At 72.2% G+C, this 20,640-nt stretch carries 14 protein-coding genes; 8 read left to right on the top strand and 6 right to left on the bottom strand.

The features are described from left to right. Positions 1-116 precede the first annotated feature (116 nt). The gene (locus tag ACFWIS_RS13580) at positions 117-1,151 is read right to left on the bottom strand and encodes a LacI family DNA-binding transcriptional regulator (RefSeq protein WP_380453614.1); all 1,035 of its coding nucleotides are present in this window, start codon (positions 1,149-1,151) and stop codon (positions 117-119) included. 239 nt (positions 1,152-1,390) lie between these two features. Between ACFWIS_RS13580 and ACFWIS_RS13575 the strand changes: the two genes are divergently transcribed. The 8 genes from ACFWIS_RS13575 (at position 1,391) to ACFWIS_RS13540 (ending at position 12,112) form a co-directional block, all read left to right on the top strand. Then, positions 1,391-2,779: an extracellular solute-binding protein gene (locus tag ACFWIS_RS13575; protein ID WP_380453611.1), complete on the top strand. Its 1,389-nt coding sequence runs from the start codon at positions 1,391-1,393 to the stop codon at positions 2,777-2,779. Between the two features lie 95 nt (positions 2,780-2,874). Next, a complete protein-coding gene (locus ACFWIS_RS13570; protein ID WP_380453609.1) occupies positions 2,875-3,858 on the top strand; it encodes a carbohydrate ABC transporter permease in 984 nt (327 codons plus the stop codon). Positions 3,859-3,864: 6 nt separating this feature from the next. Continuing rightward, positions 3,865-4,722 carry a carbohydrate ABC transporter permease gene (locus ACFWIS_RS13565; RefSeq protein WP_380453607.1) on the top strand — a complete coding sequence of 286 codons (858 nt, stop codon included), beginning with the start codon at positions 3,865-3,867 and terminating at the stop codon, positions 4,720-4,722. A gap of 79 nt (positions 4,723-4,801) precedes the next feature. Further along, positions 4,802-6,265: a glycoside hydrolase family 1 protein gene (locus ACFWIS_RS13560; protein ID WP_380453605.1), complete on the top strand. Its 1,464-nt coding sequence runs from the start codon at positions 4,802-4,804 to the stop codon at positions 6,263-6,265. Positions 6,266-6,403: 138 nt separating this feature from the next. After that, a complete protein-coding gene (locus tag ACFWIS_RS13555; protein WP_380453602.1) occupies positions 6,404-7,408 on the top strand; it encodes a LacI family DNA-binding transcriptional regulator in 1,005 nt (334 codons plus the stop codon). 216 nt (positions 7,409-7,624) lie between these two features. Continuing rightward, positions 7,625-8,779: an MFS transporter gene (locus tag ACFWIS_RS13550; protein WP_380453628.1), complete on the top strand. Its 1,155-nt coding sequence runs from the start codon at positions 7,625-7,627 to the stop codon at positions 8,777-8,779. Between the two features lie 631 nt (positions 8,780-9,410). Next, entirely contained in the window at positions 9,411-10,568 is a 1,158-nt protein-coding gene (locus ACFWIS_RS13545; protein ID WP_380453600.1) for a glycoside hydrolase family 11 protein, read from the top strand. A gap of 95 nt (positions 10,569-10,663) precedes the next feature. Next, the gene (locus ACFWIS_RS13540) at positions 10,664-12,112 is read left to right on the top strand and encodes a non-reducing end alpha-L-arabinofuranosidase family hydrolase (RefSeq protein WP_380453597.1); all 1,449 of its coding nucleotides are present in this window, start codon (positions 10,664-10,666) and stop codon (positions 12,110-12,112) included. Positions 12,113-12,492: 380 nt separating this feature from the next. Here ACFWIS_RS13540 and ACFWIS_RS13535 read toward each other — a convergent pair whose 3' ends face one another. The 5 genes from ACFWIS_RS13535 to ACFWIS_RS13515 all read right to left on the bottom strand — a co-directional run bounded on the left by ACFWIS_RS13535 (position 12,493) and on the right by ACFWIS_RS13515 (position 20,634). Continuing rightward, a complete protein-coding gene (locus ACFWIS_RS13535) occupies positions 12,493-14,142 on the bottom strand; it encodes a hypothetical protein (protein WP_380453595.1) in 1,650 nt (549 codons plus the stop codon). Between the two features lie 180 nt (positions 14,143-14,322). Further along, the gene (locus ACFWIS_RS13530) at positions 14,323-15,576 is read right to left on the bottom strand and encodes an FAD-binding protein (RefSeq protein WP_380453593.1); all 1,254 of its coding nucleotides are present in this window, start codon (positions 15,574-15,576) and stop codon (positions 14,323-14,325) included. A gap of 38 nt (positions 15,577-15,614) precedes the next feature. Then, positions 15,615-17,543, bottom strand: a complete 1,929-nt coding sequence (locus tag ACFWIS_RS13525; protein WP_380453591.1) for a phosphatase PAP2 family protein — start codon at positions 17,541-17,543, stop codon at positions 15,615-15,617. A gap of 176 nt (positions 17,544-17,719) precedes the next feature. After that, a complete protein-coding gene (locus tag ACFWIS_RS13520; protein WP_380453589.1) occupies positions 17,720-19,135 on the bottom strand; it encodes a jacalin-like lectin in 1,416 nt (471 codons plus the stop codon). A gap of 203 nt (positions 19,136-19,338) precedes the next feature. Next, positions 19,339-20,634, bottom strand: coding sequence for a glycoside hydrolase family 6 protein (locus tag ACFWIS_RS13515; RefSeq protein ID WP_380453587.1), 1,296 nt, complete (start codon positions 20,632-20,634; stop codon positions 19,339-19,341). Positions 20,635-20,640: the final 6 nt, after the last annotated feature.

The following is a 20,640-nucleotide window of genomic DNA, read 5'->3' as shown; positions in this document are numbered from 1 at the left end:
GCCCGGCCGGACTCCACTCGGACCCCGCTCGGACCCCGCTCGGACCCCGCTCTGACCCTGGTCGGGCCGGGGTCCGAGCGGGGTCTGACGGGGTTCAGGCGGGGTTCAGGCGGGGTTCAGGCCGACTCCCGCACCACCAGTTCCGTCGGCAGCACCGTCTGCCGCCGGAACCGGCCCGGCTGGGCGATCTCCTCAAGTAGCAACTGGACCATCAACTTTCCCATCTCCTCGGTCGGTTGGCGCACGCTGGTGAGCGGCGGCTCGGTGTGCCGCGCCACCACGGAGTCGTCGAAGCCGATCACCGCGACGTCCTGCGGCACCCGTCGGCCCACCTCCCGCAGCGCCTGCAGCGCGCCCGCCGCCGTCAGGTCCGAGGCGCAGAACACCGCATCCAGGCCGGGCCGGCGGGCGAGCAGTTCCCGCATGCCCTCACGCCCGCCGCGCTCGGTGAAGTCCCCGTGGGCGACGAGCCCCTCGTCGGCCGGCATCCCTGCCTCGGCGAGCGCCTGGCGGTACCCGGCCAGGCGCGCCGCGGCGCCCTCCATGTCGAGCGGCCCGGTGATGGTCGCGACGGCCGTCCGGCCCCTCGCCAACAGGTGCCGGACGGCCACGCGCGCGCCGCCCGCGTTGTCGGCGTGCACGTAGCTCAGCGGCTCCTGCGCCGAGCGGCGGCCGCCGAGCACGGCGGGCAGTTCGAGCCGTTCCAGCAGCTCGGGGAGCGGATCGTCCTGGTGCACCGAGACCAGCAGCACGCCGTCCACCCGGCGGGCGGTGAGGTAGCGGGTCAGCCGCTCCCGCTCGCGTTCGTCCCGCACCAGCACCAGCAGCAACTGCAGGTCGGAATGGGCGAGTTCGGCCGAAACGCCGGTGATGATGTCGGAGAAGTAGGGTTCCGAGCTCAGTTTGGCGACGTTCTCCGGAATGACCAGCGCGATCGCGTCGGTCCGGGAGGTGACCAGGGAGCGGGCCGCCTGATTGGGCACGTAGCCGAGCTCCTCGATGGCCTGCTCGACCGCCGCACGGGCCTTGGCGCTCACCTTGGGCGAGCCGTTGACGACTCGGGACACCGTGCCCCGGCCCACCCCGGCCCGCGCTGCCACCGCCTCCAGGGTGGGGCGGGCAGCGGGCTGCTGCTGCGCGGCTCGGTTCATGATCGATCTCCCGGACGGACGGTGGACGGCGGCGGGTACGGCAACCGCGGCCAGTGCGGCCGGACGACACGGTCCGGTAACGGAGCCGTTGCACGCCCTTGACACGCCTTGCGCGGCGAAGCAATCTTCCCACATCGTAGTGGGAGCGCTCCCACTCATGCTCCACCCAGTTTCCGAGCACCTTCGGCCGCCAGTCGCGCGCCGCAGCCATGGACCAGCCTGGACAAGGAGATTCGGCCATGCGGAACCCCGGCACCACCCACGGCGGCAGAGCCACCGCCCCCCTCCCCGGACGCAACGCCCGCACCGCACCCATCGCCCGCGGCACGCGCAGGACACGCGGACCGCTGCCTATCGCCGCGACCGCAGCCCTGTGCGCCCTGCTGGTCGCCGGCTGCGACAGCTCCGGATCCGCCACCGGCGCGGCCCCAGGCGGCAAGATCACCCTGACCGTCGGCGACTACGGCACCTTCGGCTACAAGGAGGCCGGCCTCTTCGACGCGTACATGAAAGAGCACCCCGACATCACGATCGTGGAGCACACCGTCCAGCAGGAGACCGACTACTACCCCTCCCTGCAGACCCACCTCGCCTCCGGCAGCGGCCTGGACGACATCCAGGCGGTCGAGGTCGGTCGGATCGCCCAGGTCGTCAAGAAGCAGTCGGCCAAGTTCGTCGACCTCGGCAAGGCCGACGGGGTCGACAAGGGCGCCTTCCTGCCGTGGAAGTCGCAGCAGGCCACCACCTCGGACGGCCGCACCATCGGGCTGGGCAGCGACATCGGCCCGATGGCGATCTGCTACCGCAAGGACCTCTTCCAGCAGGCCGGGCTGCCCACCGACCGCGAGCAGGTGGCCAAGCTGTGGCAGGGCGACTGGGCCAAGTTCGTCGAGACCGGCAAGCAGTACCAGGCCAAGGCACCCGCCGGCACCTTCTTCACCGACTCCGCCGGCGGCCTGTTCAACGCCGTGGTGTCCTCCAGCACCACGCAGTACGTCGACAGCAGCGGGAAGCTGAACTACAAGGACAACCCCACCGTCAAGACCGCCTGGACCCTGTCGACCGGCGCGATCGAGGCCGGGATCAGCGCCGGCCTCAAGCAGTTCGACACCCCCTGGTACCAGGCCTTCGCCAACTCCAAGTTCGCCACGGTGGCCTGCCCGTCCTGGATGACGGCCATCGTCTCCGACAAGTCCGGGCCCGCCAACAAGGGCAAGTGGGACATCGCCACCGCCCCGGCCGCCGGCAACTGGGGCGGCTCCTTCCTCTCCGTTCCGAAGGCCGGCAAGCACCAGAAGGAGGCCGTGGCGCTCGCCGCCTGGCTCACCGCGCCCGAGCAGCAGGCCAAGGTCTTCACCAAGGTCGGCAACCTGCCCTCCAACGTCAAGGCACTGGCCCAGCCGGAGGTGCAGAACGCCAAGCTCGACTTCTTCGGCGACACCCCCACCGGCCAGCTCTACGCCGCCACCGCGCAGTCCATCAAGCCGACCGTGATCGGCGAGTGGGACGGCCTGGTCAAGGACACCCTCACCAACGGCGCCCTGCTCAGCATCGAGCAGCACCAGAGCGACCCTGCCAAGGCGTGGAGCAACGCGGTCAAGGAGATCGACGACAAGGTCAGCGACTAGCGACCGACCGGGGCCCGTCCAGGCCCCGCCCTACGTCCGCCCGTCCCAGCCAACCGGCCGGGACGGGCCCGTTCTCCGGAGAGGACACCGCCATCATGCTCGACGAGGCCGTCCCGGGCACCGCCCCCGGCCCGCGCCGCACCGCTCCCCCGCCGCCCCGCCCCTGGCGCACCCGTCTCTACCGCTGGGACCTCAAGGCCTCGCCGTACCTGTACGTCGCGCCGTTCTTCGTCTGCTTCGTGGCGTTCGGCCTGTTCCCGCTGATCTACACCGGCTGGGTGTCGCTGCACAGCGTGGACCTCCAGACCTCCGACCAGATGCAGTGGCGCGGCTTCGACAACTACACCCGGCTGTTCCACGACGACCTGTTCCGCAACGCCCTGCGCAACACCGTCACCATCGGCGTGCTGTCCACCGTGCCCCAGCTGCTGATGGCCCTCGGCCTGGCGCACCTGCTCAACTACCGCCTGCGCGGCCGGGGTTTCTTCCGGATCGCGATGCTCGCGCCCTACGCGACCTCGATCGCGGCGGCGACCCTGGTGTTCACGCTGCTGTTCGGGCGGGACTACGGGATGATCAACTGGCTGCTGGGCCACCTGGGCCTGGGCCCCGTCGACTGGGAGGGCGGCACCTGGAGCTCCCAGATCGCCGTCTCCACGATCGTCACCTGGCGCTGGACCGGCTACAACGCCCTGATCTACCTCGCCGCCATGCAGGCCGTCCCGCACGACCTTTACGAGGCGGCGGCGCTCGACGGCGCCAACCGGTGGCAGCAGTTCCGGCACGTCACGGTGCCGTCCATCCGGCCCACCATCCTGTTCACCGTCGTGGTCTCCAGCATCGGGGCCACCCAACTCTTCGGCGAACCACTGCTGTTCGGCGGCGGCGCGACCGGCCACAGCGGCGGCTCGGCCCACCAGTACCAGACCCTCGGGCTGTACCTGTACGACCAGGGCTGGTACGCCTTCCACCTCGGCCGGGCCGCCGCCGTGGCCTGGACGATGCTGCTGATCCTGCTGGCCGTGGGCGCGCTCAACCTCCTTCTGGTTCGCATCCGCCGTACCCGGAACGGGAGTTGATCACCGATGACCGTCAAGCCCGGACGACGCTCGGGAGCACGGGGCCTCACCGGGGCCGGACCGTTCACCTATGCGGTGCTGATCGTCGTCGCCGTGCTGTCCCTGTTCCCGCTGTACTGGACCGTGGTCGGCGCCTCGACCTCCGGCGGCCGGATAGCCCGGACCCCGCCGCCACTGCTGCCCGGCAGCAACCTGTGGCACAACCTCGACATCGCCTGGAACCAGGTCCACATGGGCCGGGCGCTGCTCAACTCGACGGTGGTGGCCGGCTGCGTGACCGCCAGCACGGTGCTGTTCGCGACCCTGGCCGGCTTCGCCTTCGCCAAACTGCCGTTCCGGGGTCGCAACGCCCTGCTGAGCCTGGTGGTGGCGACCATGACCGTGCCCGCCCAACTGAGCGTCATCCCGCTGTACCAGATCATGGCGAAGCTGCACTGGACCGACCAGCTCCAGTCGGTGATCCTGCCCAATCTGGTCGCCGCGTTCGGGGTGTTCTTCATGCGGCAGTTCCTGGCCGAGGCGCTGCCGATCGACCTGGTCGAGGCGGCCCGGATGGACGGCGCCAGCAGCCTGCGAATCCTGTGGAGCGTGGTGCTGCCGATCGCCCGGCCCGGCATGGCCGTGCTCGGCATGCTGGTCTTCGTGCAGTCCTGGAACGACTTCTTCTGGCCGATGATCGCGCTGAGCCAGAGCAATCCCACCGTCCAGGTGGCGCTGGCCGGCCTCGGTGGCGGCTCGTACGACTCCGACCAGGCCGTCATCCTCACCGGCTCGCTGCTCGGGACGGCACCGCTGCTGCTGGTGTTCGCCCTGCTGGGCAGGCAGGTCGTCGGCGGGATCACCGCTGGCGCCGTCAAGAACTGACGTTCCATCAGATCGATCAGAAACCGACGGAGCCTGACGGACCGTCAATCCTCCTCATCGGAACAGGAGACATCCAGCCATGACTCCCCCACGGACCGAGCCCACCCCGGCCGCCACCGCCGCCCCGGCCTTCCCCGCCGGCTTCCTCTGGGGAGCCGCGACGGCCGCCTACCAGATCGAGGGGGCCGTCGACGTGGACGGCCGCACCCCCTCGATCTGGGACACCTTCAGCCGCACCCCGGGGCGGACGGCCGGCGGCGACACCGGCGACCGCGCCACCGAGCACTACCACCGCTACCACCAGGACGTCCGGCTGATGAGCGAACTGGGCCTGGGTGCCTACCGGTTCTCGGTGTCCTGGCCCCGGGTGCAGCCGACCGGACGCGGGCCGGCCGTCGAACGGGGCCTGGACTTCTACCGGCGGCTGGTGGACGAGCTGCTGGAGCACGGCATCGAGCCCGCGGTCACGCTCTACCACTGGGACCTCCCCCAGGACTTGGAGGATGTCGGGGGTTGGCCGAACCGCAACACCGCGGAGCGGTTCGCGGACTACGCCGCACTGGTGGCCGACGCGCTCGGCGACCGGGTGGGCATCTGGACCACCCTCAACGAACCCTGGTGCTCGGCCTTCCTCGGCTACGGCTCCGGGGTGCACGCCCCGGGCCGGGCCGACTGGACGGCCGCCCTGCGCGCGGCCCACCACCTCAACCTCGGCCACGGCCGCGCGGTCGAGGCGCTGCGCGCGACGCTGCCCCGGAAGGCTCGGATCGCCGTGTCGCTCAACCTCCACGCGGTGCGGCCGCTCACCGAGTCCGCCGCCGACCGCGAGGCCGCCCGCCGGATCGACGCGGTGGGCAACCGGGTCTTCACCGGGCCGATGCTGAACGGCGCCTACCCCGTCGACCTGCTCGTCGACACGGCGCACCTGGTCGACTGGTCGGCGCTGATCCACGACGGCGACCTCGACACCATCGCCCGGCCGATCGACCTGCTGGGTGTCAACTACTACAACCCCACGGTAACTTCGGCTCTGCCGGACGGATCGGCCCCGGGCGCCGCGGCCGCGAGCGAGGCGGGCCACGGCGACGGCGCCCAGTCCCCCTTCCCCGGCTGCGCGGACGTGCTCTTCCACCGCGCGCCCGGCGAGCGCACCGCCATGGGCTGGCCGATCGACCCGACCGGCCTGACCGAGCTGCTGCTGCGTCTCCACCGCGAACACCCCGGGCTGCCGCTGATGGTCACCGAGAACGGTGCCGCCTTCGACGACCGGGTGACGCCGGAGGGTGCGGTGCACGACCCGCAGCGCATCGACTACCTCCGCGGACACCTCGACGCCGTCCGGCGGGCGATCGCCGCCGGGGTGGACGTGCGGGGCTACTTCCTCTGGTCGCTGATGGACAACTTCGAGTGGGCGTACGGCTACGGCAAGCGGTTCGGCCTGTACTACGTGGACTACGACACCCAGGAGCGGATCGCCAAGGACAGCGCCCGCTGGTACGCGGAGGTGATCCGCCGGGGCACGCTGCCTGACCTGGGTCTGTGAACGCGTCGGATCCCTTGACGCCGGTCCCGCGACCGACGAAGCTGACAGCGGTGGGTGGAGCGGCGCGCGAGGAGTTCGCGGCGCATTCTGAGTTCGGGGTGCAGTTCCCGTATCGAGCATCGATCCAGGACGGCCCCCATGTCCCAGCCCTTCCCCGGCACCGACCCTGCTCCGACCTTGGCCGAGGTCGCCCGTCGGGCCGGTGTCTCCATCGCCTCCGCCTCGCGAGTGCTGAATCGTTCCGCCCGGGTCTCCACCGAGGTGGCGGCCCGGGTGGAACGGGCGGCGCGCGAGCTGTCGTACGTCCGCCGCCGGGCGCCCAGCACCCGCGGGACCGGCGTGGTGGCCGTCGTGGTATTCGCCGATCCGCTGCAGTACCACGCGGACGCCTTCCCGGTGCGGCTGCTGGCCGGGCTGCGGCGCTCTCTGCCGGGCGTGGAACGGGAGTTGGCCGTCTTCACGGTGCCCCGGCGCTCCCGGCGGCCACCCCTGGTGCGCTACCTGTGCGGCGGCCACGTCGACGGCGTGCTGCTGGTCGGCCCCTGGGGTGACACCGCGCTCATCCGGCTGCTGGACGCGGCCAGGGTCCCCGTGGTGTCGCTGGGCCGGCCACCGGAGCCGGGCACGGTGGCGTTCGTGGACGCGGACAACCTGACCGGCGCCAGGGAGGCGGTGCGGCGGCTGTGCGCGTCCGGGCGCCGCTCGGTGGCCACCATCGCCGGACCACCGGACACCACCGCCGGCGCGGACCGGCTGGCCGGCTACCACCAGGCGATGGCCGCGGTGCTCGCCTGCCGCCCCGCCGTGGCGTACGGCGACTTCACCAGCGCCTCCGGTGAGCACGCGATGCAGTGGCTGCTGGACCAGCGCCCCGAGCTGGACGCGGTGTTCGCCGCCTCCGACCAGATGGCCGCAGGAGCCCTCCGGGCCCTGCGGCGGCGCGGCCTGCGGGTGCCCGAGGACGTGGCTCTGATCGGCTTCGACGACGCCCCCGTCGCGGCGCGGTGCCGCCCGGGGCTGACCACGGTCCGCCAACCGGTGGAGGAGCTCGGCTCCCGTGCCCTGGAGTTGCTGCTGCGCAACCCGGCGCACGGCGAATCGGTGGTGCTCCCCACCCAGCTGGTCGTCCGGGCCTCGGGCTGACCGCGCCACCGCCCGTCCCGCCCCGCTCGGGCCGTTCGCAACCCCCTTCACTATCCCCTTGCATCACCGGCGACGACGATGAGAGCGTTAACAGGCCCGCTGAAGGCGCGTCCTGATCCGCCGTCAATCAACCTCGGCCCGCCCGCTGGAGAGCCCGTGCCCGACCAACCGACCGCCCGGCTCGTCGCTGCGGCCTCCGCCGCCCCCGACGTCCGGATGTTCAGCCCGGCGGCGACGGTCGCGTCCTGTGTCGGCTTCGTGCTCATCGGAGCGCTCCAGGCGCTGTACGGGCCGGCGATCCCCGCGTTCCGGGACGACTTCCAGCTCTCCCCCGCAGCCGCCGGACTGGGCCTCAGCGCCCACTTCGTCGGCGGGGTGGTCGGTGTCCTGCTCTTCGACCGGCTGTTCGGGCGCATCGGCAACCGCCGGTTGCTCGGCGTCTCCTACCTGCTGATGGCGGTCGGCGCGGCGGGTTTCGCCCTCTCCCCCGACTGGTCGGCCGCCCTGGCGATGGCACTGCTCGCCGGCCTCGGATTCGGCGGCATCGACTACGGCCTCAACCAGCTCTTCGCCATCGGCTTCGGCCGCCGCTCGACGGCGATGCTGAACGTCCTCAACGCCCACTTCGGCATCGGCGCCATCCTCGGCCCCGCCCTCGTGGGCGCGGTCGGCGCCGAGCACTACCCCGCGCTCTTCCTGGTCTTCGCGGCGGCCGACCTGCCGCTGCTGCTGTGCCTGCGCGGCGTGCGGGACGGGCCCGGCGGGCGGGCCCCCGGCGGCAGCGGCCCGGCCGAGGCCACCGGGAGCGCCCTCGGCCGGAGCCTGGGCTCGGTGCTGGCCGTCTTCGTCGCCCTGTACGTCCTGCACGTCGGAATCGAGGCGGGGGTCGGCGGCTGGGAGCCCACCCACCTGGAGACCGTCGGCTACGGCGCCGGGCTCGCCGCAACCGCCACCTCCGTCTACTGGCTGATGATGACCGTCGGACGCTTCCTGGTGGCCCCGATCAGCCTCCGGTTCTCCGCCGAGGCGATCATCACGGTGTCCTGCGCGGGGATGACGGCCTGCCTGCTGCTCGCTGCCGTACCGGACATCGCCCCGTACGCCTACGCGGGGGTCGGCCTGTTCATCGCACCGATCTTCCCCACCGGGCTGCCCTGGCTCAACCGCGCCGCGCCGCGGGCCCGCCGGGCCGGGGCCCTGGTGATCGCGGCCTCGATGCTGGGCGGGGTCGTCGCCGGGCCGGCCCTCGGCAGGGCCATCGAATCGGTGGGAGTCCGCTCGGTGCCCCTGGTGCTCGGGGCGGTCTCCGCGCTCTGCCTGGCCGCGACGCTCTGGCTCATCCGGGCCACCCGGCCGGCCCGGGCCCGGTAGCCCCCGGGGAGCCGTGCTCGTCGGCCCGTTGCCGGTCCACGTACCCCGACGGTCACGGCGGTCCCCGACGAGTCCCGGCGGTTCGACGGGATGATCACGGGTCGAGTGCTGCCGACCTCACCGGTCGTCGGCTGACGGTGCGGCACTCTCGGCTCGGGAAGTCGTCCTGTGAGCGACCAGCCCCGCCTCCACCCACACCGCAGCGCGCCGCCGCGGCGCCGCCCGCGTTCCCGAAACTTTCGTAAGATCCGCTCTTGAAACTTACAGCCTTCCCTTGCGCGAGATCGGCGGGACCCTGCCGGCCGCATCGGCCGTCGCACGGCTGACCTGGTGCTTTTCCGGGAAGAGGTGAGACCGGGCCACAGCCGACACTTTCGCTCTTTCTGCCGCAACAGTTGACACCTTGTCGAGTCCAGACCAACACTGTCGCCGTCGACACGTGCGAACGGCCGTGGCCCGGATCCGGATCCGGGCCACATGACGTCAACTCATTCCGGGCGGAGTGATGTTGGCGGAGTATCGCACCCCTGCGCCGCCATGAGGCTTCGTTCGGCCCACCCGTCCGCTCGCGGCCCTCGGTGGCGCAGGGTCGCACCCCCACCCCCACCCATCGGCAGGATGGACCACCCCCGTGAACTCCTCCCACCCCAAGAGCCGCAAGGCCGGCCGCCTCCGGCGGCTCGTCGGCAAGGCGCACGTCCTCGCACCGGCCCTCGCGGTCGTCCTGATCTTGCCCGGCACCGCCGACGCCGCGACCGTGACCACGAATCAGACCGGCAGCGACGGCGGCTACTTCTACTCGTTCTGGACCGAGGGCAGCGGCGCGGTATCGATGTCGCTGAACGGCGGCGGCAACTACGGCACCTCCTGGTCCAACGCCGGCAACTTCGTCGCCGGCAAGGGCTGGAGCACCGGCTCGCGCAACCCGGTGAGCTACTCGGGCACCTGGAGCACCAACGGCAACGCCTACCTGTCGCTCTACGGCTGGAGCACCAACCCGCTCGTCGAGTACTACATCGTCGACAACTACGGCTCCTACCGGCCCACCGGCTCGTACAAGGGCACCGTCACCAGTGACGGCGGCACCTACGACATCTACGAGACGACGCGGTACAACGCCCCCTCGATCGAGGGCATCAGGACCTTCAACCAGTACTGGAGCGTCCGTAGGGGCGGGCGCACCGGCGGAACCATCACCGTCGGGAACCACTTCGACGCGTGGTCCAGGTCCGGCATGAACCTCGGCACCATGAACTACGAGGTCCTGGCCACCGAGGGCTACCAGAGCAGTGGCAGCTCCAACATCACGGTGGGCGCCTCCTCCGGCGGGGGCGGCGGGGGCGGCGGCACGCCGAGTGGGGGCATCACCTCCGGCGCCGTCTACACCCTCACCGACGCGGCGGCCGGCCGGGTCCTCGACGAGCCCTCGGGGCAGAACGGCAACGGCACCCAACTCCAGGTCTGGGACGGCGGCGGCGCCGCCAACCAGCGCTGGCGGGCCGATCAGAACGACGACGGCTCCTACACGCTCACCAACGTCGCCAGCGGCAGGGCCCTGGACGAGCCGAACAACCAGCTGAGCAACGGGACGCGGACGCAGGTCTGGGACGCCAGCGGCGCCGCAAACCAGCACTGGCGGGCCGCCCGGAACGACGACGGCTCCTACACCCTGACCAACGTCGCCAGCGGCAAGGCCCTGGAGATCCCCGGCGGTCAGACCGGCAACGGCACTCCCGTCCAGGTCTGGGACTCCAACGGTGGCACCAACCAGCACTGGAACTTCGGTTGAGCTGAGCCGCGGGGCACGAGGCGCCCCGGCGGGCGCCTCGTGTGAGCGCTCACAACGCCATCCGACGACTCCACCCGGTCTTGAAGGAGTTCCCCATGCGTCAACGAACGTCCAGCCGTGGGCAGCTGCCCACGGTGCTCACCGCCCTGCTCGCGACCGTGGCGGCCCTCGCGGCCATGCTCGGCGCCACCACCACGGCCCAGGCCGCCACCAGCGGCGCCCTGCGCGGTTCGGGTTCCGGCCGGTGCCTCGATGTGCAGAACGCCGCCCAGAGCGACGGCGCCTCCCTCCAGATCTACGACTGCTCCAACGGCGCGAACCAGCAGTGGACGTCGACGTCCGGCAACCAGCTGACGGTCTACGGCGACAAGTGCCTGGACGTGCCGGGCCACGCCACCGCGGCCGGCACCCGGGTACAGATCTGGAGCTGCAGCGGCGGCACCAACCAGCAGTGGCAGGTCAACTCCGACGGCACGGTGGTCGGCACGGAGTCCGGGCTGTGCCTGGACGTCACGGGCGCCGGCACCGCCAACGGCACTGCGGTGGAGATCTGGCCGTGCAACGGCGGCGCCAACCAGAAGTGGACCGGCCTGTCCTCCGTACCGACCCCGCCGGGCGGCGGCAACGGTGGCGGCAGCTGCGCCCTGCCGTCGAGCTACCGCTGGTCCTCGAGCGGCGCGTTGGCCCAGCCTGCGAACGGGTGGGCCTCGGTGAAGGACTTCACCAACGTCGTCTACAACGGCAAGCACCTGGTCTACGCCTCGAACGTGAACGGCTCCTCGTACGGCTCGATGGCCTTCGCCCCCTTCACCAACTGGTCGGACATGGCCTCGGCCCCCCAGACCGGGATGAACCAGAACGCGGTGGCGCCCACGCTGTTCTACTTCGCGCCGAAGAACATCTGGGTGCTGGCCTACCAGTGGGGCCAGTGGCCCTTCGTCTACCGCACGTCGAACGACCCCACCAACCCCAACGGCTGGTCCGCACCCCAGCCGCTGTTCACCGGCAGCGTCCCGGGCTCCGGCACCGGCCCGATCGACCAGACCCTGATCGCCGACGGCCAGAACATGTACCTGTTCTTCGCCGGCGACAACGGCAGCATCTACCGCGCGAGCATGCCGATCGGCAACTTCCCGGGCAACTTCGGCTCCTCCTACACCACCGTCATGACCGACGACGTGAAGAACCTCTTCGAGGCCCCGCAGGTCTACAAGGTCAAGGACCGGAACCAGTACCTCATGATCGTCGAGGCCCGCGGCGCCAACGAGCAGCGCTACTTCCGCTCCTTCACCGCCACCAGCCTGAACGGCTCGTGGACCCCGCAGGCCGCCACCGAGGGCAACCCCTTCGCGGGCAAGGCCAACAGCGGTGCCACCTGGACCAACGACATCAGCCACGGTGACCTGGTCCGCAACAACCCCGACCAGACCATGACCATCGACCCCTGCAACCTCCAGTTCCTCTACCAGGGCAAGAACCCCGGTGCGGGCGGCCCCTACGACCAACTGCCCTGGCGGCCGGGCCTGCTGACCCTCCAGCGCTGACCCGCCCCTCGATCCACCCCGGGGTGCCCCGGCCGACCGGTCGGCTGGGGCACCCTTCCGTTGCGGACCGATCGACCTTCGTGAGCGCCCTTGACCCGGCGTTGAGGACGTCCCGAGCGGCATCGCCGTGGGCCCGGTCACCGCTGATCCGCCGGCGCAGGGCTTTCTGGTAGGCGGCGTGGACGTCATTGAAAAGGGTCGGGAAGTCAGGCGGAGCAGCTCCTCCCCGGTAGACCGTGGCCGGGGGGTGGCCTTCCACCTGCTCCGCACGTGCCGGTCGGCCGTCAGCCGCTGCCAGCCCGCCAGGTACGGCTGGGCGCCGTGACGACTCACGTCGGGCTTGCCGTAGGACTGCGGCACGCCGCAGGAAGACCTGCTGATCAGCGGCCGTCGACGCCGGCCCGCAGGGCGGCGGCGAGGGCGGGGCCGATCGGGACGAGGAGATCGACGTTCCGGTCCCGAACGGTGCCCGCGGAGTCCGGACCGCCGACCCTGTTCGGCTCGTTGGCGCTCAACTCCCGGTGGACGGCGGCCAGGTCCCAGAGGCCGAGGTCGGCGCCCGGCCGGAGCGGCGCGGCGTGGTCGATCATCGTGGAGCGGATCACCAGGGTGTCCGTACCCACGAGGAGTTCGAGCAGACGCGCCTGGGACGGCCACTCGCACAGCCCCGAGGTGATGACGTGCCAGAAGCCGCCACCGCCGGGACGCCCCTTCGGGGTGACCGAGTTGAGGTGCTGGTGCCCGGCCAGCCAGAGCACCACGTTGCCGAAGCGGTGCAGCAGGGCCTCGACCTCCTCGCCCAGCACCCGGGGCAGGTCCGCGTCGGGCCGCGCAGCCTCGTCCGGCCGCTCGACGGTGTTGTCGAACAGCTCCAGCCCGTGGTGCGAGGCCAGGATGACCACCCGGTCCTGGTGGCCCGTGCGCACCTCGGCCCCGGCCGCGTCCCGGTGACCGGAGTGCACCTCGACCAGGCGCTGCTCCAGCCAGTCCCGCTGACGCCGCCCGATGCTGCCGGTGACGTGGCCGGCCGGGTTGGTGGAGTCGAGGACGATCACCCGCACACCGGGGATCTCGTCGTAGCAGTAGTACCCCCGGCCCTCGGCGAGGTCGGCCTCGCTGAACCCGTGCCCCCGGGGCGTGCCCGGGCTGTCCAGGTGTGCCCGGATGTACTCGGCCTTGCTGATCGGGCGCCGGTCCGCCCGCGGTCGGATCCACCGCGTCGACCCGCCCGCCAGCACCGTGGGGTCCGCCAGGTACGCGTCGCCCGGCTTCCCGGGCAGCACCGCAGGTGCGGCGACCGGCCGCTCGCCACCGGTGAGCAGGCCCTGGAACTCGGGGGTGACGGGTGCCCGCCCCTGGGCCAGGCAGTCGTGGTTGCCGAAGCAGGCCAGCCAGTCGACGCCGAAGCCCTGCGCGGGAAGCGGAACGGCCGCCGCCGCCAACAGGCCCGGCCGGTCGGGGAAGCCGTACCGGCGCTTGTAGCGGTCCCGCGACCGCGGCTCCGGGTTGTAGTAGTCGCCGGACATCGCGTACGACGGGATCGCCGCGCTGTCCCCGCTGTCGGCGGCGCCGAAGGTCGGGTCGACGGTGTCGCCGCCGTTCATCAGTGCCAGGAAACCGCGCAGTTCGTTGAGCTGGGCGCCGTCGGCGTTGTCCCCGGTGGTGAGCACGAAGCGGACGGGCGCCGCCGGGTCCGCCGCCAGCCCGGCCACGGTGCGGGCCATCGCCTCGAACGCGTGGGTGGAGACGATCTCCTGCGGACGGTACGCCGGCACCATCCCGGCCCATTCCGGCCGGTCGGCGAACCGCTGGACGAAGTCGATGCGGCCCGGCGAGGCGGGGTCGGCCAGCTGGTAGTCGGTGATGTGCACGAAACGCAGCAGGGAGTCCGGCGCTTCCGGCCGGTGGCCGGTCAGATCGTCCCGCAGGAGGTGGGGCTCACCCGGCGCGGCGACGAGTCTGCGGTAGACCCGCTCACTGCCGCCGCGGACCGCCTCGCCCAGGGCGATGGTGGCGTGGAGCGTGGTCACGACGGCATCGGTCTCTTCCCGCATGGGAGTTCGGGTTTCCTGTCCTGGGATCTCGTCGGCACTGTTCCGCTTGGAGGCGATGTGCGCGGACTTGATGTGCCCCAGTCAAGCTCTGTGTAGTTGAATAGTCAAGGATAATGTTAGCGCTAACGGAGGAAGGAGTCGGGATGCCCCCAGGTGCTACCCGGCGCCGAAGTGGCGGGCCACGAACTCGTTGCGGAACGTGCCCGCCGGATCGAACTCGCCCAGCAGACTGCGGAAGTCCTCCCAGCGCGGGTAGGACTCCCGGACCACCTCGGGCGTCATGGCGAAGACCTTGCCCCAGTGCGGCCGGGCGGCGAAACCGGACAGCGCCCCCTCGACCGCGGCGACGGCCTCCGCCACGGCCGCCGCGTCGGGGTGCCAGGTGAAGTGGAAGGCCACGCAGTCGCGTTGGAAGGCCGGGCTGAGCCACAGCCCGTCGGCCGCCACCGTACGGATCTCGCTGATCTGCAGGGCGGGCGCGATCCGCTCCCGGACGGCGTCCAGTGCGTCGAAGGCGGCGACGGCGTCCGCGCGGGCCACGAAGTACTCGGACTGGAGCTCGTCGCCGCTGCTGGGCGTGAAGTCGAGCCGGAAGTGCGGGAGCCGGTCGTGCCAGCGCCCCGGCACGCCCAGCTGCCCGGTGCAGGGTTCGGGCGCACACCCCGGCACGGGGTGGCGCGGGCCGTCGGCGAGCACCGCGCCGAGCCACGTCCCGGGGGCGTCGGGGCCGCCTCCCCGCTGCTTGAGCCAGACCTGGTCGATCCGGTCCGTCCGCCAGCCGGTGAAGAGGCTGACGCTGTACGCGGCCGCCATGATCTCGTCGAACCGCTCCCGCAGCACGGCCGTCGGCAGGCCCTCGTAGACCCACTGCCGGACCTCGAACGCCGGCACCACATCCAGGGTCAGCCCGGTGACCACGCCGAGGCCGCCCAGGGCCACGACGGCGCCGGGGAACTCCGCGGCGCCCCGGTCGATCGCCACCAGGCCACCGTCCGCCGTGACCAGTTCGACGGCCCGGACGGCCGTGGCGAGGTTGCCGTTGGCGTCCCCCGAGCCGTGCGTCGCGGTGGCGCAGGCGCCCGCGACCGAGATGTGCGGCAGCGATCCGAGGTTGTGCAGCGCGAGCCCCGCCCGGTCCAGCACCGCGGCGAGCTCGCCGTACCGCGTCCCGGCGCTCACCCTGACCGTGCCGGCCCGCCCGTCCGGCTCGACCGTGCGGGGCAGGCCGGCCACGGACACCAGGTCACCCGTGGTGTCCGCGATCGGGTTGAACGAGTGCCCGCTCCCGAGCACCCGCACCGACCGACCTGCCGCGACGATCCGCCGCAACTCGTCGACGGAGCGGGGCTCGTGGAAGCGCTCGGCCCGGAACCTGACGTTCCCGGCCCAGTTGGTCGCGGCCACGGTCATGGGCGTCTTCTCCTCGGAGCCGGCAACGGACGGTCCGTTCAGCAGCGGGTCAGTCGCACCGAGAGGCCGTCGTGGGTGTACTGCGGCGTCGCCTCGTAGCCGTCCACGTCGACGGTGACGCTGCCGAACCCGCCCTGCAGCGTACGCCCCCTGAGAACCGGCAGCACCAGGTCGTCGGCCGGCTCGACGGTGTCAGCCAGTTGCAGGACGAGCCCGACTTCCTGACTGAGCGTCACCCGGCCGCCGACCGTCAGCGCCGGCGAGTGGCAGTGGTGGAGTGCCAGCTCCAGCCGCGTCCCGGCCGACTGGAGGAGGTCGCCGTGCACCCGGACGGCTCCCCGCTCGGCGTCCACCCGCAGGGTGCCGCCGCGGACCTGGACGTCGCCGCGGCCGAGGGCGTCGCGGGAGGCGGCCACCAGGCCACCGTCCGCCACCACGGTGGCGCCCGTGTAGCGGTTGGTGCCGGTCAGGGTCAGCGTCCCGGTGCCGCGCTTGGTGAGGCCGCCCGGGCCGGCGATGTCGTTGCGCCAGGCGTCGGCCGCGTGGAACCCGCCGTCGGCGGCGTTCAGCTCCACCGTCACGTCCCGCTCGAAGGAGCCGTAGCCGTCGGCCGCGGCGAACAGGTTGAGCCGGCCCCACATCTCCGGGCCGTCCAGCAGGACGTAGCCGGCGGGCAGCGCGGTGGTGCGCAGCACCTCGCGGCGCTGGGCGGCGTCGAGGTAGGGCAGCCGGGTCTCCAGCAGGACCTCGGCGCCCTTGGGCACGGTCATCGGAACGTCCCGGCCGCTGCGGCGCAGGACGTACGTCAGCCGCGGCGTGACCTGCGCCGCGTTGGCCGCGCGGTCGGCGTACGGGTCCTCGTCCGGCGTGGCCCGGTGGGCGAAGGCGTACAGGGTGTCGGCCGTGCTGCCCGTCCTGGAGCGGAAGTAGGCGGCCGCCTGGTTCCGGGCGGCCGCCTTGAGGGCCGCGTTGCGCGGATCGGCGAGGGTGGCGGCGGCGAGCGCGGTGGCGAGCGTGCGGCCGCCGATGACGTCGAGCGGGGAGTGCATGCCCGAGGTGATCCGGGTGTGGCTGAGCTCGAAGGCCCGGGCGATCAGCTCCTGGAACCGCTCGGGCACCGCGTAGGCGAGGGCCAGCGCGGACAGGTGGAAGGCGTTGGTGTGACCGCTCACGAAGCCGCCGTCGTCGACCGGGGAGGTGCTGCGCTGGCGCAGCAGCTGCGGGGCGACGACGACGTCCGAGGCGTAGACCGGGTATCCGAGGGCGTCGGTGGCGCCGGTGGCGACCACCGTGCTGTCCTCGGTCAGCCGCCAGGGGCGCGGGTAGCGGTAGGCGTACTTGGCCGGGTTGCCCGAGGCGTACGGTCCGCGCAGCGTGTTGACCAGGGTGACCACCTGTCCCAGCTCCGAGTCGACGGCCCCGGGGCCGATCTCGGAGCCGGCGGGCGCGCCGGCCGGGACGGCGTCGTCGACCTTCGCGGGCGGAGTGGAGTCGGGTGCGGTGGTGATCGAGGTGACGGCCCGGGCGCCCGTCCGGTACAGGTCGGCGAGCGGGCCGAGACCGGCGATGACGGCGTACCCCTGGTGCTGGCGGTCGTAGACGAACGCCTCCCGGGCCTGCGCCGCGGTGCGCCGGGTGGTGGCCTCCACGCAGTAGCGCACGTTGGCGCGCAGCACGTCGGCCCGCAGCGGCGAGCCGTTGTCCCAGTCCGTGCCGGTGTGCCAGATCCGGCTCATCCCGGTGAGGATGCGCACGGCCGCGTTGCCCTCCGGGGTGAGGTCGGCCATCGTGTTGGTCGCGTAGGAGTCCACGAAGGCGGCGCCCTGGACGGGCCCGGCGGGCGCCGCGGCGGCTCGCTGCGGGGCGGCCAGCAGGCTCAGGGCCGTGGGCCCCGCGAGGACGGCGACCGAGGTGGCCGCGGAGTGGCGCAGCAAGCGCCGGCGGGTCAGGGCGGGCTGGTCGTTCATGGTGGTCTTCCTGCGGTGGTGCGCCTGGGGAGGGCGGAGCGGGGTAGCGGGCAGCGGGGCGGGGTGGCAAGGGGAATCCCCGGCCCGGGTGGCGGCCCGGGTCGGGGAGGTGCGGGGAGGCCGGCGGCGGGGGCTCGGCCGCCGGGGCTCAGCGGCGGGGGCTCGGCCGCCGGGGCTCAGCGGCGGGTGAACAGGAAGCCGAGCTTGTCGACCTCGTCGCCGGCGCGTCCCTGGAAGCCGGCGAACTGCCAGCCGTCGGGCGCGGTGCGGGTCACGCAGTCGGCGGTGGTGGTGCCGCCGGCCAGGCTGCGGCCCAGGTTGGTGCCGAAGGAGGTGTAGAAGATGCGGGTGTGCCCGTCGTACGAACCCTGGCAGAGGGTGGCCGAGTTGACGTACTCGCCGCTGCCCAGGGTGAGTGAGGAGGCGGTGCCGCCGGTGCCGCCGTGGGTGAGGGAGGTGCCGTCGGCGAGGGTCAGTCCGACCTGGTCGACCCGGCTGCCGGCCCGCAGGCTGACCGTGGTGGCCCGGGCACCGGCCGCGACCCGGTCGATGTCGTCGTAGAAGTCGCCGTGCGGGCCGCCGAACTGCTCGCTCGCCAGGTAGGCCTGGTTCCGGCTCCAGGAGAAGCCCACGGCGACCGGATCGTGGTCGGAGAGCATCTTGCCGGAGGCGTCCAGGAAGTCGGCGTGCTTGTTGGCGTACGAGGTCGCGGTCAGCGACACCAGCGCGCTGCTGCGGTAGAGGACCTTGTCGACGATCTCGCAGGTGTCGGTGGGCGCGTTCTGGTCGCACAGCAGCGGGTCCGCGCCGCGGGTCGGGGCCACGCCGCCGCGCTCCAGCTGCACCCAGGCGTCGGTCAGCCGGTTGTCGGCGGCGAAGGCTCCGATGGTGTCGTCGGCGCGGGTGTAGCGGGTGTTGGTGTCGCCCATCACCACGACGGCGTTCCCGGCCGAGTGGGTCTTGATGTAGCCGGTGAGCTGCGCCAGGTTGGCGGCGCGGGCGGTCTCGTCGCCGGGGTTGGTGCCCGCGTTCGCGTGGAGGTTGTAGAAGTCGACGTACACGCCCTCGGCGAGCCTGGTCCGCATGAAGGTGAAGCCCTTGGGGGTGAGGCAGTCACCGGAGTCCAGCTGGCAGTCGTTCCACTTGACCCGCTCGAAGTCGTCGCCGTCGTAGGCGAGACCGGACAGGGTGTTGAGCCCGCTGCCGATGCCCGCCCCGCCGCTGGTCGCGGTGCGGTTCGGGTGGGAGTCGGCGGCGTACAGGAAGGCGTGGTAGTTGAAGTCCTCCTGGACGTGCACGATGTCGTACGGCGCGAGCCGGCCGCCGATGGCGGTGGTGCTGCTCTGCCGCTCGGTGTCGGAGCTGTTCACCACCTGCGGCAGGCCGGCGACGTTGTAGGTCAGCGCGGAGAAGGTCCCGCCCCCGACGGCGGACGGCCCGGACGGCGCGACCGACCCGGACGGCGCGACCGGCGCACCGGCCGAGGCCTGCGCGGACGGCGCGCCGAGCAGGCCTCCCAGCACGGTGGCCGCCGTGAGCGCGCCCACCAGGGCGGCACGGGCGAAGGGCTGTCGGGGGCGGGGCTTGGACATCAGTGCTCCGATCGGAGTTCGGCCACGGGATCCGGTGCCCGGAGCGTATGGGCGAACGATGAGCGCGTCAACACCGCTGATGAGCTCTCACATGGCCTCTGAACTGGGTGTTTATGAGGCCATGCCAGATTCTCGGCAAAGGTTTTGTTAGCGTTAACAGATTGTTCTCCCAGCACCTCCCCGAGGCGGAGCGAGCCGCGAGGTCAGCCCCAGCCGTTGAAGGTCAGCGCCGGGTCGGCGTTCCGCACCAGGGTGCGGGCCTGCTCGGGCCACCAGGTGCCGGCCGGTGGATCGACGGAGCCGTACTCCGGGTCCGCCGTTCCACCGGGGATGCTGCGGTTGCACTGCCCGTCGGACTGGCCGACCGTCTTGATCCACAGGTAGGCGTCCGCGAGCGGGGTGCCGGTGTCGGCCGTGGGACGGTTGCCGATGCCGCGCCCGGGCGGGTTGCACCAGACCTGCGGGTCACCGGCGTACTTGCCCGCCGGCGGCGTCCAGTCGCCCTTCCCGTTGCGGCTGGTGTCGACGACGAAGTGGGTGAGCTCCTCCGCGGGCCGCGAGCCGACGTTCTGCTGGAACCACAGGTCGGTCCAGTGCCAGGTGGCGGGGTCGTCCACGTTGACGGCGTTGCCCGCGGCGCCGTCGTTGGGAGCGGCCGGGGAGTAGTACTGGCTCGCGCACTGCTCGGCGTGCCCCCGGGCCGCCGCCGGGCCCTTGGTGGCGTACCAGAGGCAGTCGGACACCCACGTGCCGTAGCGGTCGGACCAGTCGGTGGAGAAGAAGTTGGAGACGTTCAGGGAGAATCCCTGGGCGCGCTCGACCCCCGCGTCCATCAGGCGCTGCGTCATGGCGCCCACGCTCTGCCAGTGGCTGTTGCCCGCGTCCAGGTAGACGGTGGTGTTGGGCTGCTTCTCCAGGACGTCGATCGCGTACCGGAGATCGGCGATGCGCCCCGCGGTGAGGGCACCCGTCGGGTCGGTGGTCGGGGAACAGTCCCGGGGCAGGTTGGCCAGGGCGTCGGGTTCGAGGACGATCACCGCCTTGTCGCGCCCGATGCCCTTGGCCAGCCCGGCGATCCAGGCCCGGTAGTCCGCGTCCGACTGGGCGCCGCCGCTGGAGTACTGGGAGCAGTCCCGCCCCGGGACGTTGTAGGCGACCAGGACCGGGACGGTTCCGGTGCGGGCCGCCCGGCGGGCCAGGGTGTGCGTCTGACGCTGCACCTCGTCCGGGGTGCCGTCGGTGTACCAGTGGGCTCCGGGCCAACTGGCGAGCTTCGCCATGGCGGTGGCGCCGGCGAGGTCGCCGTTCAGCAGGTCGGTGGCGACCTGCTGCTCGGCGTCGCGGTCCGGTTCCACGTAGAAGCGGGTGTCGGCCGCCAGCGTGTGGCCCGTGGCCTGGTGGCCCTGGGCCTGAGCCTGAGCCTGAGCCGGGGCGGCGATGCCCGTCAGCAGCGCGGCCACGCCGACGGGGATCAGCGCACGGGGAATGCGTGGTCTCACAGGTGG

Source organism: Kitasatospora sp. NPDC127060 (assembly GCF_042724935.1).
GTDB lineage: Bacteria > Actinomycetota > Actinomycetes > Streptomycetales > Streptomycetaceae > Kitasatospora.
This window is presented reverse-complemented; position numbering and strand designations above follow the sequence as displayed.